Source organism: Micromonospora sp. BL4 (assembly GCF_003667505.1).
GTDB lineage: Bacteria > Actinomycetota > Actinomycetes > Mycobacteriales > Micromonosporaceae > Micromonospora.
On sequence record NZ_RCVJ01000250.1, the window covers coordinates 1 to 15,433 of the forward strand.

Below are 15,433 nucleotides of genomic sequence, written 5' to 3' on the forward strand. Positions count from 1 at the left end.
CGCGGTCAGTGCGCGTTGATCAAGAGATTCGCGTCAAAATCTCGCCGGCAGGTGACGCGAACCTCTTGATCACCGGAGACCAGAGCTCCGGGGCCCGGCCGGGGGGTTACTTCACTGAGGGGGTGATGAAGGGGGGTTTGGTGATCTGCATCGGGGCTCGGCGGCCGCGGATGTCGATCTCGACCTCATCGCCGTCGGCGAGCTTGGCGTCGGTGTCCAGCAGGGCCAGCGCGATGCCCTGCTTGCGGGTCGGCGAGAAGGTGCCGCTGGTGACCGTGCCGACCTGCACGTCACCGACGTACAGGGTCATCCCGGGCCGGGGAATGGCCCGGTCGACGGCCACCAGGCCGCGCAGCGTACGCCGGGGGCCGTCGGCCTTCTCGGCGCGCAGCGCGTCGCGGCCCCAGAAGGCCGGCTTGTCCCAGCCCACCGCCCAGCCGGAGCGTGCCTGCACCGGGGTGATGTCCAAGGAGAGGTCCTGCCCGTGCAGCGGGTAGCCCATCTCGGTGCGCAGCGTGTCCCGCGCGGCCAGCCCGCAGGCGCGCAGGCCGAAGCTCTCACCGGCGGCGAAGAGCGCGTCCCAGACCGTGACCGCCTGCTCCGCCGGCACGACCAGCTCGTAGCCCAGCTCCCCGGTGTAGCCGGTGCGGCAGACCGTCAGCTCGACCCCGGCGAGGGTGGCGGCGGAGAAGCTCATGTAACCGTGCTCGGTGGGCAGGCCGAGGGCGCCCAGCAGCTCGGCCGAGCGCGGGCCCTGCACGGCCAGCACGGCGTACGCCTCGTGCTCGTCGCTGACGGTGACCTGCTCCGGCGCGGCGGCCCGCAGCCGGCGGACCACCTCGGCGGTGTTCGCCGCGTTCGGGATGAGGAAGACGTGGTCCTCGGCGTACAGGTAGGCGATGATGTCGTCCACCACACCGCCGGTGGCGTCGTCGCAGCAGAGCGTGTACTGCGCCCGGCCCGGCCCGATCCGGCCCAGGTCGTTGCTGAGGCAGGCGTTGACGAAGTCGGCGGCGCCGGGGCCGCTCACCCGGGCCTTGCCCAGGTGGGACACGTCGAAGACCCCCACCGCGCCGCGCACCGCGGTGTGCTCCTTGAGCACCCCGCCGCCGGCGTACTCCAGCGGCATCTCCCAGCCCCCGAAGGGGGCGAACTTGGCGCCGGCGGCGGTGTGCCGCTCGTGCAGCGGGGAACGGCGCAGCCGGGTCGCGGCGGCGTCGGAGGTCACGTCGGTCATGGGTGGCAACTTACCGGGGGCAGCGCCGCTGGTTAGCATCGGCGGGACACCGTCGACATCATCGACGGGACAGCCCTGACGTCCGGCGGGTACGTTCCGCCGGAGACCTTCATCGCCGGTACGCGACGACGCGGCCGGCCCGGCCCGCCCGGAGTAGCTTCAGTGACATCGCCCCGCACCACCACCCTGAGCCTGGTCGACACCGACCCGGCGGAGCTCGCCGTCGACGCGATCGTGATCGGCGTGCACAGCCAGACCGGAGAGCAGGGCGCCACCAGCGGCCTCGCCGGCACCCTGCTGCTCGCCAGCGGCGCGGAAAGCATCGCCGCCGCGTTCGACGGCAAGCTGACCGAGACGCTCGCGCTGCTCGGCGCGACCGGTGGCCCGGGCGAGGTGATCAAGCTGGCCACGCTGGGCACGGTCACCGCGCCGCTGGTCGTCGCGGTGGGGCTCGGCCCGGAGCCGTCGGGCGCCGCCCCGGCCCCGGAGACGCTGCGCCGCGCATCCGGCGCGGCGATCCGCGCCCTGGCGGGAGCGCCGAAGGTGGCCCTCGCCATGCCGCTGCCGGACGACGCCGACGCGCCCGCCGCACTGCGCGCGGTCGCGGAGGGCGCGCTGCTCGGCGGGTACCGGTTCGCCGGCTACAAGACCCGGCCGCAGCCGACCCGGCGCGAGCCGGTCGCCGAGGTGCTGGTCTCGGTGCCGGACGCCGGCGACGAGGGCGCCCGGGCGGAGATCAACCGGGCGCAGGTGGTGGCCGGCGCGGTCCGGCTCAGCCGGGACTGGGTGAACACGGCGCCGAACGAGCTGCGTCCGCCGTCGTTCGCCGACGCGGTGGCCGACGCCGCCCGCGCGGCGGGCCTCGGCGTCGAGGTGCTGGACGAGGCGGCGCTGGCCGCCGGCGGGTACGGCGGCATCATCGCGGTCGGGCAGGGCTCGGAGGCCCCGCCGCGGCTGGTGAAGCTCACCTACACCCCGCAGGGTGGCGGCAGCGGCAAGCGGGTCGCGCTGGTCGGCAAGGGAATCACCTTCGACACCGGCGGCATCTCGATCAAGCCGGCGCAGGGCATGTGGGAGATGAAGTCCGACATGGCCGGCGCCGCCGCCGTGGGTGCCGCCATGCTGGCGATCGCCGCGCTCAAGCCGGCGGTGGCGGTCAGCGCGTACCTGCCGATGGCGGAGAACATGCCGTCGGGCAGCAGCTACCGGCCGGGCGACGTCATCAGCATGTACAGCGGCAAGAAGGTGGAGGTGCTCAACACCGACGCCGAGGGCCGGATGATCCTGGCCGACGCGATCGCCCGCGCCTGCGAGGACGGCACGGACTACCTGTTCGAGACCTCCACGCTGACCGGCGGCCAGGTGATCGCGCTGGGCAAGCGGGTGGCCGGCGTCATGGGCACCCCGGAGCTGTGCGAGCGGGTCCGGACGGTCGGCGACTCGGTCGGTGAGCCGGCCTGGCCGATGCCGCTGCCGGACGACGTGCGCAAGGGCATGGACTCCGAGGTGGCGGACATCTCCCAGATCAACGCCGGGATGGACCGGGCCGGGCACATGTTGCAGGGCGGCACGTTCCTGCGCGAGTTCGTGGCCGACGACGTGGCCTGGGCGCACATCGACATCGCCGGGCCGGGCTACCACTCCGGCGAGCCGACCGGCTACTGGACCAAGGGCGGCACCGGCGTACCGGTCCGCACCCTGGTGCAGCTGGTCGAGGACGTCGCCGTCAACGGCTGACCGTCGCAGTGACCGGACGGCCGGGGCGCCCCTTCGCGGGGGCGCCCCGGCCGCTTTCAGTACCGCTCGGGGCGGCGCTTGCGGCGCTCGTTGAAGTCGCGCATCCGCTGCGGGTAGCCCATCAGCCGGACGTCGTACACCGGGATGCCCATCCGGTACGCGAAGCGCCGCGCGCCGTCCGGGCCGTCGATGCGCCGGCGGGTCCACTCGCCGTCGTCGGCGATCAGGATGACCGTGGTCTCCGTGACCGTCGTCCGCGGCTCGATGTACGCCTCGACGCCGCGCCGGCTCCGGATGAAGTTTTCGAGATGATCCAGATCACCACGGTCCGCCGCGCGGTCGTGGCTGGGCACACGCGCCTGTTTGCGGCGCCGGAACAACCCCACCGGACCTCTCCCCCACGCTCCGTCATCGACAACGGTGCCAAGGGTACGTGTCGCCGACGTGTCGTTGGGCACCTCACTACGCACCCTGTGCCCAGTGGTGACAAGATGACCGAGGTGGGGTGTGTCCGTGTTACCCCGCCGTGACCCCCGAAGCAGTGACGCGACCTGGGAGTTGGACGTGAGCGAGCCGAACGACGCAACCTTCGACATTGTCATCCTCGGAGGTGGCAGCGGCGGCTACGCGGCGGCGCTGCGCGCCGCCCAACTGGACCTGTCCGTCGCGCTGATCGAGAAGGGCAAGCTGGGCGGCACCTGCCTGCACAACGGCTGCATCCCGACGAAGGCCCTGCTGCACGCGGCGGAGATCGCCGACCAGACCCGCGAGTCGGAGCAGTTCGGCGTGAAGGCCGAGCTGGTCGGGATCGACATGGCCGCGGTCAACTCGTACAAGGACGGTGTGGTCTCCCGCCTGTACAAGGGCCTCCAGGGCCTGGTGGGCGGCTCGAAGAACATCACCCTCGTGGCCGGCGCCGGCAAGCTGGTCGGCAAGAACGTGGTCGAGGTGGACGGCAAGCGCTACACCGGCCGCAACCTGGTGCTGGCCTCCGGCTCGTACGCCAAGAGCCTCCCGGGCCTGGAGATCGACGGCGAGCGGATCATCACCAGCGACCACGCGCTGTCCATGGACCGGGTTCCGTCGTCGGTGATCGTGCTGGGTGGCGGCGTGATCGGCGTCGAGTTCGCCAGCGTGTGGAAGTCCTTCGGTGTGGACGTGACGATCGTCGAGGCGCTCCCCCGGCTGGTGGCCGCCGAGGACGAGGAGTCGTCGAAGGCGCTGGAGCGGGCGTTCCGCAAGCGGAAGATCAACTTCAAGGTCGGCAAGCCGTTCGAGAAGGTCGAGAAGACCGAGAAGGGCGTCAAGCTGACGATCCAGGGCGGCGAGACCGTCGAGGCCGAGCTGCTGCTCGTCGCCGTGGGTCGCGGCCCGAACACCGCCAACCTCGGGTACGAGGAGCAGGGCGTCAAGATGGACCGCGGCTACGTGCTGACCGACGAGCGGCTGCGCACCAGCCTGCCGAACGTCTACGCGGTCGGCGACATCGTGCCCGGCCTCCAGCTCGCGCACCGCGGCTTCCAGCAGGGCATCTTCGTCGCCGAGGAGATCGCCGGTCAGAACCCGGCCGTGATCGACGAGGCCGGCATCCCGCGGGTCACCTACTCCGACCCGGAGCTGGCGTCGGTGGGTCTGACCGAGGCGAAGGCCAAGGAGCAGTACGGCGCCGACAAGGTCAAGACGTACAACTACAACCTGGGTGGCAACGGCAAGAGCCAGATCCTCAAGACCACCGGCTTCGTGAAGCTGGTCCGGGTGGACGACGGCCCGGTGGTCGGCGTGCACATGGTTGGCGCCCGGATGGGTGAGCTGGTCGGTGAGGCGCAGCTCATCTACAACTGGGAGGCCTACCCGGCCGAGGTCGCCCAGCTCGTGCACGCCCACCCGACCCAGAGCGAGGCCCTGGGCGAGGCGCACATGGCCCTCGCCGGCAAGTCGCTGCACGCGCACGCCTGATCACCACAACCCGCGGCGTCCGGCGACGGGCGAAGATCCCACCAGGGGAATGAAGGAGTCTCAGAACATGCCGGTATCGGTCACCATGCCCCGGCTCGGCGAGAGCGTCACCGAGGGCACCGTCACTCGCTGGCTCAAGCAGGAGGGCGACACCGTCGAGGTCGACGAGCCACTGCTTGAGGTCTCGACCGACAAGGTCGACACCGAGATCCCGTCGCCCGCGGCGGGCGTGCTGAGCCGGATCGTGGTCGGCGAGGACGAGACCGCGGAGGTCGGCAGCGAGCTGGCCGTCATCGCGGGTGAGGGCGAGTCGGCCGGTGGCGGCGAGGCCGCCCCGCAGGAGCAGCAGCAGGCTCCGGCCGAGTCGGTCGAGCCGGCCACCGAGCCGACGGCCGCCGCCGAGGGCACCGCCGACCAGGTGGCCCAGGACGAGGCCCCGGCCGAGGCGCCGGCCCCGGCCGCCGCCGGTGGGGGCGAGGGCACCGCGGTCAAGATGCCGGCCCTGGGCGAGAGCGTCACCGAGGGTACGGTCACCCGCTGGCTCAAGCAGGTCGGCGAGACCATCGAGGTGGACGAGCCGCTGCTGGAGGTCTCCACCGACAAGGTGGACACCGAGATCCCGTCGCCGGTCGCCGGCACGGTGCTGGAGATCAAGGTCCCCGAGGACGAGACCGCCGCGGTCGGCGCCGATCTGGCGATCATCGGCGTTGCCGGCGCTGCCCCCGCCCCGGCGAAGCCCGAGCCGAAGCCCGAGCCCCAGGCGGAGGCCAAGCCGGCGCCCAAGGCCGAGCCGAAGCCGGAGCCGAAGGTCGAGGAGCCCACGCCGGGCATGTCGTACAACGAGCCGGCCGCGGAGACCGAGAGCTCGGCGCAGCCGGCGAAGACCGAGCAGGCCGCGCAGCCGGCCGCGCCGACCCCGACGCCGCAGCGCCCGTCGGCTCCGGCCCAGGGTGGCGGCGAGGAGGCCGCCGGCTACGTGACTCCGCTGGTGCGCAAGCTGGCCAGCGAGCACGGCGTCGACCTGTCGTCGCTCAACGGCACCGGCGTGGGTGGCCGGATCCGCAAGCAGGACGTGCTGGAGGCTGCCGAGAAGGCCAAGGCGAAGGCCGCTCCGGCCGCCGCGCAGCAGCCGGCCGCCGCGCCGTCGGCGGCCCCGGCGAAGCCGGCCGCCAAGCCGCAGCCGAGCGGCAAGCGGGGCACCACCGAGAAGCTCACCCGGATCCGTAAGGCCATCGCCACGCGGATGCAGGAGTCGCTGCACGAGATGGCGCAGCTCACCACGGTGATCGAGGTGGATGTCACCAGGATCGCGAAGCTGCGGGCGCAGGCGAAGGACTCCTTCCAGCAGCGGCACGGTGTGAAGCTGTCCTTCCTGCCGTTCTTCGCCCTCGCCGCCGTCGAGGCTCTCCAGACGTACCCGATCGTCAACGCCCGGATGGACCTGGCGGGCGGGACGATCACCTACCCGGACGCGGAGCACCTCGGCATCGCCGTGGACACCGAGCGGGGTCTGCTGGTGCCGGTCATCCACAACGCCGGCGACCTCAACCTGGGCGGCATCGCCAAGCGGGTCGCGGACCTGGCCGAGCGGACCCGGACCAACAAGATCAGCCCGGACGAGATCGCCGGGGCGACCTTCACGCTGACCAACACGGGCAGCCGGGGTGCGCTCTTCGACACCCCGATCGTGCCGTCGCCGCAGTCGGCGATGCTCGGCACGGGCGCCGTGGTCAAGCGGCCGGTCGTGGTCAACGACCCGGAGCTGGGCGAGGTCGTGGCGGTCCGGTCGATGGTCTACCTGGCCCTGTCCTACGACCACCGGCTGATCGACGGCGCCGACGCCGCCCGCTTCCTGGCCGCGGTCAAGGAGCGGCTGGAGGCCGGCAACTTCGAGTCGGAGCTGGGCCTGGCCTGATCCCTGAGCCAGTCGGAAAGGGCGCCCCGGTCGTCGACCGGGGCGCCCTTTCGCCGTTCCTGGGCCCGTTGACGGGCGAGCGCCGGTCGGGGCGAACCCCGGCCGGCGCTGCGCGCTCAGCCCTTGAGCAGCGCGGTCGAGACCTGCCAGAGCCGCTCGGCGGCCTCCGGGTCCAGCGCGTACGGGGCGACGCCACGCCGGTCACCCGGCGCGGCCGGCCCGGCCTCCTGGCAGTCCTCGAAGTACCGACCGCCGGCCCCGTCGATCAGTGGCGACGCGGCGACCAGCACCGAGGTGGCGGCGCCCTGCTCGACGGTCTTCCAGGCCGCCGCGTTGCCCGAGCGAATCCGGTTCAGCTCCTCCTCGCTGACGTATCGCTGGAGGTTGGTCTGGATCGCGCCGGGCATCAGCGCGTTGGCCACGATGCCGTCGTCGGCCCAGAGCCGGGTCACCTCCACGGCGAAGAGCACGTTGGCGGTCTTCGACTGCCCGTACGCCTGCCACGGCTCGTACGGCCGGCGCTCGTACTGGATGTCCTCGAAGACCACCGGTGAGCGCAGGTGGGCGGCGGAGCTGACGGAGGCGATCCGGGCCCCGTCGGCGGCGGACAGCGCCGGGCGCAGCCCGGTGGCGAGCGCGAAGTGCCCCAGGTGGTTGGTGGCGAACTGCATCTCCCACCCCTGCGGGGTCCGCATCTCGGGCGACGCCATGATGCCGGCGTTGTTGACCAGCATGTGCAGCGGGCCGTCCCAGTTGGCGACGAAGTCGGCCACCGAGCCCTGGTCGGCGAGGTCCAGCGGCGCGACCAGGATCCGGTCGTTGCCGGTGCTGGCGGTGATGTCGTCGGCGGCGCGCTGCCCGGCGTCGACGTTGCGTACGGCCAGGGTGACCTGCGCGCCGGCGCTGGCCAGGGCGCGGGCGGTTTCGACGCCGATGCCGGACGACCCGCCGGTGACGATCGCCCGCCGGCCGCCGAGGTCCACGCCCTGGATGACGTCCATGGCGGTGGAGTCATGGGTGAACGGTGTGGTGATCGGGGTGCTCGTCGTCATGATCCATCCTTGTCCAGGTGGGGCGGGCCGACCCGGCCCGCCGCTACGATGGAAGCGGAGGAGCCTCCGCTACGTCCGAGACTAACCGGAGCTTCCTCCGGATGCCACTTCCGGGGTGGGACCCGTCGGCCCGTACCAGCGAAGGAGGAGATGTGCCGGAGACCAGCCCCCGCCCGCTGCGGGCGGATGCCCTACGCAACCGCGAGCGGCTACTGGAGGCCGCGATCCAGGCGTTTTCCCGTCCCGGGCCGGAGGTAACGCTCGACGCCATCGCCCGTGCGGCCGGGGTGGGCATCGGCACCCTCTACCGGCACTTCCCCACCCGCGAGGCGCTGATCGAGGCGGCGTACCGCAACGAGCTGGGCAAGCTCTGCGACGCCGCGCCGGACCTGCTCGACCAGTCACCGCCGGACCGGGCGCTCCGGGCCTGGATGTCCCGATTCATCGACTACCTCGCCACCAAACGCGGGATGGCCGACGCGCTGCGCCTGGTGATCGCCACCGGCGCCAACCCGTACGCGCAGAGCCGGGACCGGCTGCTGGAGGCGCTCGGCCCACTGCTGGCCGCGGGCGCCGCGGCCGGCACCGTACGGGCCGACGTCGACACCGGAGACGTGCTGGTCAGCCTGAGCGGGATCTCCCTGGCCGCCGGCGAACGCGCGCAGGCCGACCGGCTGCTCGACCTGCTCATGGACGGTCTGCGGCACCGTCGGACGGGCTGACCCGGTTCGGCCTCGGGCCGGGCCGGACGCTGCCAGAGTGGGACCGTGGGCGGCTACCGGCGGCGTGGGCGACTGGGGCCCGCCGTCCCGATCGCCCCCGGCGCCCGGGTCGACAAGTTCGAGGTCTTCTTCGACCTGGTCTTCGTCTTCTCGTTCTTCATCATCACCCGGGCTACCGCCGCGAACATCTCCGGCCGGCAACTGCTGCACGCCGGCCTCGTGCTCGCCGTGCTGTGGTGGTGCTGGGTGGTGCACAGTCTGGTCGCCACCCGGGTGCGTCTCGGCGAGGGCTACGTGCCGGTGCTCATGGTGATCGCGATGGCCGCCCTGTTCGCGTTCGCGCTGGCGCTGCCGCAGGCGTTCAGCGACCCGAAGGGTGGCGCCGCCGGCCCGATGCTGGTGGCCATCAGCTACGTCGTGGTCCGGGGCGTCCACATGATCCTCTACCAGCACGTGGTGCGGGACAGCCCGCGGGAACGGCGCCAACTGCGCCGCTTCGTCCCGGAGCTGGCGTTGAGCATCGTGCTGCTGCTGGCCGCCGCGTTGATCCCGCCGCAGATCGCCGACCGCGACCAGGCCGCGATGGTCCGTGACCTGCTGTGGATCGCCGTGGTGCTGGTCCAGTACGCCACCGGCTTCATCGTCGGCACCTGGGGCTGGGGCGTGACCAGCGCCGAGCACTGGACGGAACGCTACGACCTCATCCTGATCATCGCGCTGGGTGAGTCGATCATCTCCGTGGGCGTCGGCGGCAACCTGCTCGTCGGCAAGCCGGTCACCTGGCCGGCGGTGGCCGCCGCCTCGCTCGGGATCTTCTTCACCGCCGCCCTGTGGTGGGCGCACTTCGACTTCATCGGTCCGGCCGCCCGGATCGCCCTGCACGCGGCGGAGGGCGGCCCCCGGGTGGCGATGGCCCGCGACGCGTACGCCTACCTCTACCTGCCGATGATCGCCGCGGTGATCCTCTTCTCCATCGGCAGCGAGGAGATCCTGCACGAGATCACCGACCCGGCCGGCGGACCCGGCCAACGGCTCGAGGGGCCCGCCGTGCCGATGCTCTTCGGCGGGGTGATCTGTTATCTCGCCGCGAACATGCTGTTCCAACTGCGCACCCTGCACACCGTCACGTGGACCCGGATCGGCGTGCTGGTGGTGCTGGCGGCGGGCCTGCCGATCGGGCAGCAGTTGCCGGCCCTGGGCGCGCTCGCCCTGCTCACCGCGATCTGCGTCGGGCTGGTGGCCGTCGAGGTGCTGGTCATGTCGGAGTCGCGGCACGCGCTGCGGGCCGCCGTCTTCCAGGAACGGACCGTTCACGAGGCCCACGAGGCCGACTTCCGGGCCCACTGGCACGACCTCAAGGAACCCGACGGGCCCACCACGCCGTGACCCACCGCAATAGGCTCCTGCCCAGCGTCGCGGTGCACCCGGCACGAAGGCCGCCGTGGGCATGGAGGCGCGGGGACAGCATGGGATGAACGTGCACCCACCCGATTCACCGGCCGACCGGCTCGCCGCCGTCGGCAATCAGATGATCGAGATCCACCTCTGGCTCAGCGCGGAACTGGCCCGCCTCCGGGCGGGCCTCGACGCCGACGGTCCCGGCGCGGCCCGCCCGTCGCGGGACCTGCGGGCCCACTGCCTGACCTTCTGCACCGCGCTCAGCCGACACCACACCGGCGAGGACCACGGTGCGTTCCGGGTGCTGGCCGACCAGGTCCCCGAGCTGCGTCCGGTCCTCGCCAACCTGATCACCGACCACGAGGTGGTCGCGGGGATCCTGGGCCGGGTCGAGGAACTGCTGGGCGATCCCACACCGACGCCGGTCGCCCGGTTGCGCGGCGAGCTGGACGGGCTGGCCGCGCTGCTGGAGTCGCACTTCCGGTACGAGGAGAAGAGGCTGGTCGCCGCGCTGAACGCGCTCACCGGCCGGCCCGGGACCGTAGACGAGCTTCTCGGTCTGACGCCGCCCGCCGGCTGACGCCTGTCTCCCCTCGGCAGAACCGGCACGTCCGCGCTGGCCACGAGGCTGGGTAAGCGGCAGGCTGGGCGCATGGTCACCTTTTCGGTCCAGGCGAGCCCGTCCGACGCCGCCAGCTGGTGCGATCTGGCCCGACGGGCCGAGGCGGCCGGCTACGACGCGCTGCTGGTCGGCGATCACCCGGGCGTGCGCGCCGCGCCGTTCGTCGCGCTGGCGGCCGCCGCGTCGGTCACCTCGACCCTCGGGCTCGGCTCGTACGTCACCAACGCCGGCGTCCGGGAGCCGGCGCTGGTCGCCACGGACGTGGCGACCCTCGACCTGCTCTCCGGCGGGCGGGCACGGCTCGGTCTCGGCGCCGGTCACACCCCGGTCGAGTGGCGGGCGGTGGGGCGGGAACGCCCGGACGTGGCCGGCCGGGTCCGCCGCTGCATCGCGGTGGCGGAGGCGGTCCAGGCCCTGCTGGCCGGCGAGGAGGTCACGGTCGACACCGCCGACCTGGCGGTGCGCGGTGCGCGACTGGACCGGCCGCGACCGGTGCAGCCGCGGATCCCGTTGACGGTGGGCACGGCCAACACCGACCTGCTGCGCTGGGCCGGGGCGCACGCCGACGTGGTCGGGCTCACCGGCTTCGGTCGTACGCTCGCCGACGGCCACGACCACGACGTGCGCTGGCGGGCCGCCGAGATCGAGAGGCAGCTGGCCGCGGTCGCGGCCGGCGCGGCCGGGCGGGACACCCCGCCCGCGCTGGAGGCCCTGGTGCAGACGGTGGCGGTGGGCGACGACGCGGCGGCCGCCGCCGCCCAGACCGCCGAGGAGACCGGCCTGACCGTCGACGAGCTGCTGGCCAGCCCGTTCGTGCTGATCGGCACCGCGGACGAGATCGTCGCGACGGTGGCCGCGCACCGGCGGCGCTGGGGCGTGACCCGGTACGTGGTCCGGGCCGACGCGCTCGACCCGCTGGCCCCGCTGCTGCCCCGGCTGGCCGCCATCACCTGAGCGACCTGCGAGACCGGGCCGGGGGCCCGCTACCCCGAGGCGGGTTGCTGCTCGTAGAAGCGGATCTTCTCCCGCAGGTGGTCGTACTGGCGCTGGAGCAGGCGCATCTGCTCCTCGACCTGCGTCGCGTGCCGTTCCAGCAGCTCACGCCGCTCGTCGGCGGTGTGCTCGCCCTCGCGGGCCAGCTGCGCGTAGCGGCACATCTGGGCGATCGGCATTCCGGTGTCGCGCAGGCAGCGGAACAGCACCAACCAGCCGAGATCATCGTCGGTGAAGATCCGCTGGCCGCCCGACGTCCGACTCACGTCGGCGAGCAGGCCGATCTTCTCGTAGTACCGCAGGGTGTCCAGGCTGAAGCCGCTGCGCCGGGCGGCCTCCGCGGGGGCGTAACCGGTCATGCTCCGAGATGGTAGTGGTTGACCTGGAGCGCGCTCCAGGTTGGAGGCTGACCGCATGACGACGACACGGACGCTTGGACGCAGCGGCATCGAGGTGAGCGCGATCGGGATGGGGTGCTGGGCGATCGGCGGCCCGCTCTGGGGCGATGGCGGGCAGCCGTTCGGCTGGGGCGAGGTGGACGACGACGAGTCGATCCGCACCATCCACCGCGCGCTCGACCTCGGGGTGACCCTGTTCGACACGGCCAGCAACTACGGCGCCGGGCACAGTGAGCGGATCCTCGGCCGGGCGCTGGCCGGCCGCCGGGACGACGCGGTGATCGCCACCAAGTTCGGCAACGTCAGCGACGAGGCCACCCGTCGGGCGCTCGGCACCGACGCCAGCCCCGCCTTCGCGGTGCGCAGCCTGGAGGGTTCACTGCGTCGGCTCGGCACCGACCACGTCGACCTCTACCAGCTGCACATCAACGAACTGCCGGTGCCCGCCGCGCTCGACCTGGTCGGCACCCTGGAGGACCTGGTCGGCCAGGGCAAGATCCGGGCGTACGGCTGGAGCACCGACGACCCTGCCTCGGCGGAGGCGTTCGCGGCGGCTGGCGTGCACTGCGCCGCCATTCAGCACGACGAGTCGGTGCTGCGGGACAACGCCGCGGTGCTGGCGGTCTGCGACAGCTACGACCTGGCCAGCCTCAACCGTGGCCCGCTGGCGATGGGGCTGCTCACCGGATCGACCCGGGCCGTCGGCGCGGACGACGTCCGCGGCCGGGCGCCCGAGTGGCTGCAGTGGTTCACCGACGGCCGGCCGACGCCGCGCTGGGCGGCCCGGGTCGAGCAGGTGCGGGCGGCGCTCACCGCCGACGGGCGCACCCTGGCCCAGGGCGCGCTCGGCTGGCTGCTGGCCCGCAGCCCGCGTACCGTGCCCATCCCCGGCCTGCGCACGGTGGCGCAGGCGGAGGAGAACCTGGCCACCCTGGCGCTCGGCCCGCTGAGCGCCGAGGCGTACGCCGAGGTGGAGCGGCTGCTGGCCGACCTGCGTCCGGCCCACGCGGCCTGACCATCGGGCCGGTTCACGCCCCGGGCGCCGTCAGCGGAAGTCGTCCGCGTGCTCGGCGACCCACTGCCGGAACGTGCGCCCGGGGCGTCCGGTCACCTGCTCGACGTCGGGGGCGACCCAGGCGTTGCCGTCGGGATACCGCCCCATCTCCAGGAACCACTCGATCACCTCGGCGGGGTAGTCGTCCTTCCAGTGCTGGCGGGCCTGCTCCGGGGTCAGCTCGTCGAACCGCACCGGCCGGCCGATCGCCTCGCCGATCATCCGGACCGCGTCCCGGCGGCGGACCGGCTCCGGCCCGGTCGGCTGGTACACCCGGCCGGCGTGGCCCTCCTCGGTGAGCGCGGCCACGATGACCGCGGCGATGTCCGCCTCGTGGACCAGCGCGCTGTTCCAGTCCCCGAACGGCGCCCGCACCACCCCCTCGGTCCGGATGCCTGACGCCCAGTCCCGGGTGTTCGCCATGAACTCGCCGGGGAAGACGTGCGTCCACTCCAGACCCGAGTTCTCGATGGCCCGGTGCAGGGGCCGGTGGGGTGCCTCGATCGGATCGTCGTCTTCCCGGCTCGGATCGTTGTGACCGAGGTGGGTGACCCGGCGGACGCCGGCCTGCCGGGCCAGTTCCAGGATCTCCGCACCGGTGGTCAGTGGCCCGTACCCGTCCATCCCGACCAGGTGCATGCGCGTCACGCCGCGCAGCGCCGGAGCCAGCGTGTGTGGCCTGGCGAAGTCGCCCGCCACCACCTCCACCCCGCTGGGCAGCGCGGTGGCCGCCGGCGACGCGGGATCGCGGGTCAGCGCGCGTACGTCGTGGCCGGCGGCCACCAGTTGCCGGACCAGGCTGCCTCCGACGGTCCCGGTCGCTCCGGTCACCAGGATCGGCATGGTTCCTCCTCAGGGGGTCGCCCGACGGTGGGCACGGTGAGTCGACCCCGCCATTCGGGGGCGCACTCGGATGGCTCATGGTCGGCCGGATCGACGCCGGAAGCAATCGCGAACAACGTATTCACGTTCGCTCTGACCTGCGGAAACGCGTCGGTCGCCGAATGCGCGCAGGCGCCTTTTTTCGGCCGCTGGAACACCCGTTGACCTGCGTTTTCGATCCCGCCGGGGTAGGTTCGCGCAGATTTTTCGCCGGGCGCTCCGCGGCCGGTGACGTCGGCCGCCCCACGCATCCATCGTCGGTGTTCTGGGCGAAGATGTGTGCATGCGGATCCTTCTGGCCGGCGCGTCCGGCTTCCTCGGCACCCGGCTGATCGCCCGGCTCGTCGCCGACGGCCACCAGGTCACCCGGCTGGTCCGCCGGCCGCCCCGCGATCCGCAGGAGCGACGGTGGGACCCCGCCGCCGGGCAGCTCGACCCGGCGGCGGTGGCGGAGTCGGACGCGGTCATCAACCTGGCCGGCGCGGGCGTCGGCGACAAGCGGTGGAACGACGACTACCGGCGGTTGATCCGGTCCAGCCGGGTGGACAGCACCGGCACGCTGGCGGTCACCATCGCCGGCCTACCGGCCGCGGACCGACCGCCGGTGCTGCTCAACTCCTCGGCGGTGGGCTGGTACGGCAACACGGGCGACCGGGTGGTGGAGGAGGACGCGCCGGCCGGTGACGGGTTCCTGGCCGACGTCTGCCGGGTCTGGGAGGCCGCGACCCGGCCGGCCGAGGACGCCGGCGTACGCGTGGTGCGGCTGCGCATCGGCCTGCCGTTGCACCGCGACGGCGGAATGCTCAAGCCGCAGCTGCTGCCGATGCGGCTGGGCATCTCCGGACCGTTGGGCGGCGGCCGGCAGTGGTGGCCGTGGATCTCGATGGCGGACTGGCTGCGGGCGCTCCTCTTCGTGCTGGACCGGGACGACGTCGCCGGGCCGGTCAACATGGTCGGTCCGGCCCCCTCGACCAACGCGGAATTCACCCGGGAACTGGCCCGACAACTGCACCGTCCGGCGATCATGCCCATCCCGGCGCTGGCGCTCAAGGTGGTGCTCGGCGGCTTCGCCCACGAGGCCCTCACCAGCACCCGCGTCCTGCCGGCCGTGCTGACCCGGGCCGGCTTCACCTACCACCACCCGGACCTGCCCGGCGCCCTGCGCGCCGCGCTCACCGAGTGACCTGCGCGCGCACCGGGTGACGGGAGAGGGCCCCTCCCGTCGGGTCGGGAAGGGCCCTCTCGTCGGGGGTGGTCAGCAGCCGACGACCCAGTAGTTGGGGCCGGTCTGCTTGAGGGCGCTGGTGTAGAAGGTGTTGTAGAGGCCCATCCGCTGGTTCGAGCCGTTCGCGTAGGCGTAACCGCCGGACTGGTAGGCCCGACCGGCGCTGACGTGCGCGTAGTTGCTGGCGGTCACGCAGGTCGGCGGCACCAGCCTGGAGGTGTACGGCAACGACGACGTGCGGC

General features: G+C 72.8%; 14 protein-coding genes and 1 pseudogene. 9 read left to right on the forward strand and 6 right to left on the reverse strand.

The genetic code is table 11. The features are described 5' to 3' along the window. Window positions 1–106: 106 nt before the first annotated feature. The gene (gene gcvT / locus EAD89_RS29525; protein WP_121657213.1) at window positions 107–1,237 is read right to left on the reverse strand and encodes a glycine cleavage system aminomethyltransferase GcvT; all 1,131 of its coding nucleotides are present in this window, start codon (window positions 1,235–1,237) and stop codon (window positions 107–109) included. 162 nt (window positions 1,238–1,399) lie between these two features. Here gcvT and EAD89_RS29530 point away from each other — a divergent pair, with 162 nt between their 5' ends. Further along, window positions 1,400–2,974 carry a leucyl aminopeptidase gene (locus EAD89_RS29530; RefSeq protein WP_121677970.1) on the forward strand — a complete coding sequence of 525 codons (1,575 nt, stop codon included), beginning with the start codon at window positions 1,400–1,402 and terminating at the stop codon, window positions 2,972–2,974. Between the two features lie 56 nt (window positions 2,975–3,030). Here the strand turns inward: EAD89_RS29530 and EAD89_RS29535 are convergent, their stop codons facing one another. Further along, on the reverse strand, window positions 3,031–3,360 hold the full coding sequence (locus EAD89_RS29535) for a hypothetical protein (protein ID WP_109819350.1): 330 nt from the start codon (window positions 3,358–3,360) through the stop codon (window positions 3,031–3,033). Window positions 3,361–3,538: 178 nt separating this feature from the next. Here EAD89_RS29535 and lpdA point away from each other — a divergent pair, with 178 nt between their 5' ends. Both lpdA and sucB read left to right on the forward strand, forming a co-directional pair. Next, window positions 3,539–4,930, forward strand: coding sequence for a dihydrolipoyl dehydrogenase (gene lpdA / locus EAD89_RS29540; RefSeq protein WP_121677971.1), 1,392 nt, complete (start codon window positions 3,539–3,541; stop codon window positions 4,928–4,930). A 67-nt stretch (window positions 4,931–4,997) separates the two neighbouring features. Next, entirely contained in the window at window positions 4,998–6,845 is a 1,848-nt protein-coding gene (sucB, locus tag EAD89_RS29545) for a 2-oxoglutarate dehydrogenase, E2 component, dihydrolipoamide succinyltransferase (RefSeq protein ID WP_121657216.1), read from the forward strand. A gap of 116 nt (window positions 6,846–6,961) precedes the next feature. On the opposite strand, the gene EAD89_RS29550 is transcribed toward sucB, so the two are convergent. After that, window positions 6,962–7,897 (reverse strand): SDR family NAD(P)-dependent oxidoreductase, encoded by a 936-nt coding sequence (locus tag EAD89_RS29550; protein ID WP_121657217.1) that lies wholly within the window; start codon window positions 7,895–7,897, stop codon window positions 6,962–6,964. Between the two features lie 152 nt (window positions 7,898–8,049). Here EAD89_RS29550 and EAD89_RS29555 point away from each other — a divergent pair, with 152 nt between their 5' ends. From EAD89_RS29555 to EAD89_RS29570, 4 genes are all read left to right on the forward strand, one after another. Continuing rightward, window positions 8,050–8,619, forward strand: coding sequence for a TetR/AcrR family transcriptional regulator (locus EAD89_RS29555; protein WP_233579233.1), 570 nt, complete (start codon window positions 8,050–8,052; stop codon window positions 8,617–8,619). Between the two features lie 45 nt (window positions 8,620–8,664). Beyond that, a complete protein-coding gene (locus tag EAD89_RS29560; protein WP_121677973.1) occupies window positions 8,665–10,005 on the forward strand; it encodes a low temperature requirement protein A in 1,341 nt (446 codons plus the stop codon). 85 nt (window positions 10,006–10,090) lie between these two features. Beyond that, window positions 10,091–10,597, forward strand: a complete 507-nt coding sequence (locus tag EAD89_RS29565; protein ID WP_121677974.1) for a hemerythrin domain-containing protein — start codon at window positions 10,091–10,093, stop codon at window positions 10,595–10,597. Between the two features lie 72 nt (window positions 10,598–10,669). Then, window positions 10,670–11,593, forward strand: a complete 924-nt coding sequence (locus tag EAD89_RS29570) for an LLM class flavin-dependent oxidoreductase (protein ID WP_121677975.1) — start codon at window positions 10,670–10,672, stop codon at window positions 11,591–11,593. 29 nt (window positions 11,594–11,622) lie between these two features. Here the strand turns inward: EAD89_RS29570 and EAD89_RS29575 are convergent, their stop codons facing one another. Continuing rightward, window positions 11,623–11,991 (reverse strand): MerR family transcriptional regulator, encoded by a 369-nt coding sequence (locus tag EAD89_RS29575; RefSeq protein ID WP_121677976.1) that lies wholly within the window; start codon window positions 11,989–11,991, stop codon window positions 11,623–11,625. 55 nt (window positions 11,992–12,046) lie between these two features. Between EAD89_RS29575 and EAD89_RS29580 the strand changes: the two genes are divergently transcribed. Further along, window positions 12,047–13,045: an aldo/keto reductase gene (locus tag EAD89_RS29580; RefSeq protein WP_121677977.1), complete on the forward strand. Its 999-nt coding sequence runs from the start codon at window positions 12,047–12,049 to the stop codon at window positions 13,043–13,045. A 30-nt stretch (window positions 13,046–13,075) separates the two neighbouring features. Here EAD89_RS29580 and EAD89_RS29585 read toward each other — a convergent pair whose 3' ends face one another. Then, on the reverse strand, window positions 13,076–13,927 hold the full coding sequence (locus EAD89_RS29585; RefSeq protein ID WP_121677978.1) for an NAD(P)H-binding protein: 852 nt from the start codon (window positions 13,925–13,927) through the stop codon (window positions 13,076–13,078). A 322-nt stretch (window positions 13,928–14,249) separates the two neighbouring features. On the opposite strand from EAD89_RS29585, the gene EAD89_RS29590 reads away from it, so the two are divergent. Further along, complete coding sequence (locus tag EAD89_RS29590; RefSeq protein WP_121677979.1) at window positions 14,250–15,149, forward strand: TIGR01777 family oxidoreductase; 900 nt, start codon at window positions 14,250–14,252, stop codon at window positions 15,147–15,149. A gap of 72 nt (window positions 15,150–15,221) precedes the next feature. Here the strand turns inward: EAD89_RS29590 and EAD89_RS29595 are convergent. Beyond that, a pseudogene (locus EAD89_RS29595) lies at window positions 15,222–15,433 on the reverse strand (feruloyl esterase); the annotation flags it as partial.

Excerpts from the sequence above, each read along its gene's own strand:
- gcvT (WP_121657213.1), bottom strand. The coding sequence starts at position 1,237 with ATGACCGACGTGACCTCCGACGCCGCCGCGACCCGGCTGCGCCGTTCC.
- sucB (WP_121657216.1), top strand. The coding sequence starts at position 4,998 with ATGCCGGTATCGGTCACCATGCCCCGGCTCGGCGAGAGCGTCACCGAG.
- EAD89_RS29550 (WP_121657217.1), bottom strand. The coding sequence starts at position 7,897 with ATGACGACGAGCACCCCGATCACCACACCGTTCACCCATGACTCCACC.
- EAD89_RS29565 (WP_121677974.1), top strand. The coding sequence starts at position 10,091 with ATGAACGTGCACCCACCCGATTCACCGGCCGACCGGCTCGCCGCCGTC.
- EAD89_RS29570 (WP_121677975.1), top strand. The coding sequence starts at position 10,670 with ATGGTCACCTTTTCGGTCCAGGCGAGCCCGTCCGACGCCGCCAGCTGG.
- EAD89_RS29575 (WP_121677976.1), bottom strand. The coding sequence starts at position 11,991 with ATGACCGGTTACGCCCCCGCGGAGGCCGCCCGGCGCAGCGGCTTCAGC.
- EAD89_RS29580 (WP_121677977.1), top strand. The coding sequence starts at position 12,047 with ATGACGACGACACGGACGCTTGGACGCAGCGGCATCGAGGTGAGCGCG.
- EAD89_RS29585 (WP_121677978.1), bottom strand. The coding sequence starts at position 13,927 with ATGCCGATCCTGGTGACCGGAGCGACCGGGACCGTCGGAGGCAGCCTG.
- EAD89_RS29590 (WP_121677979.1), top strand. The coding sequence starts at position 14,250 with ATGCGGATCCTTCTGGCCGGCGCGTCCGGCTTCCTCGGCACCCGGCTG.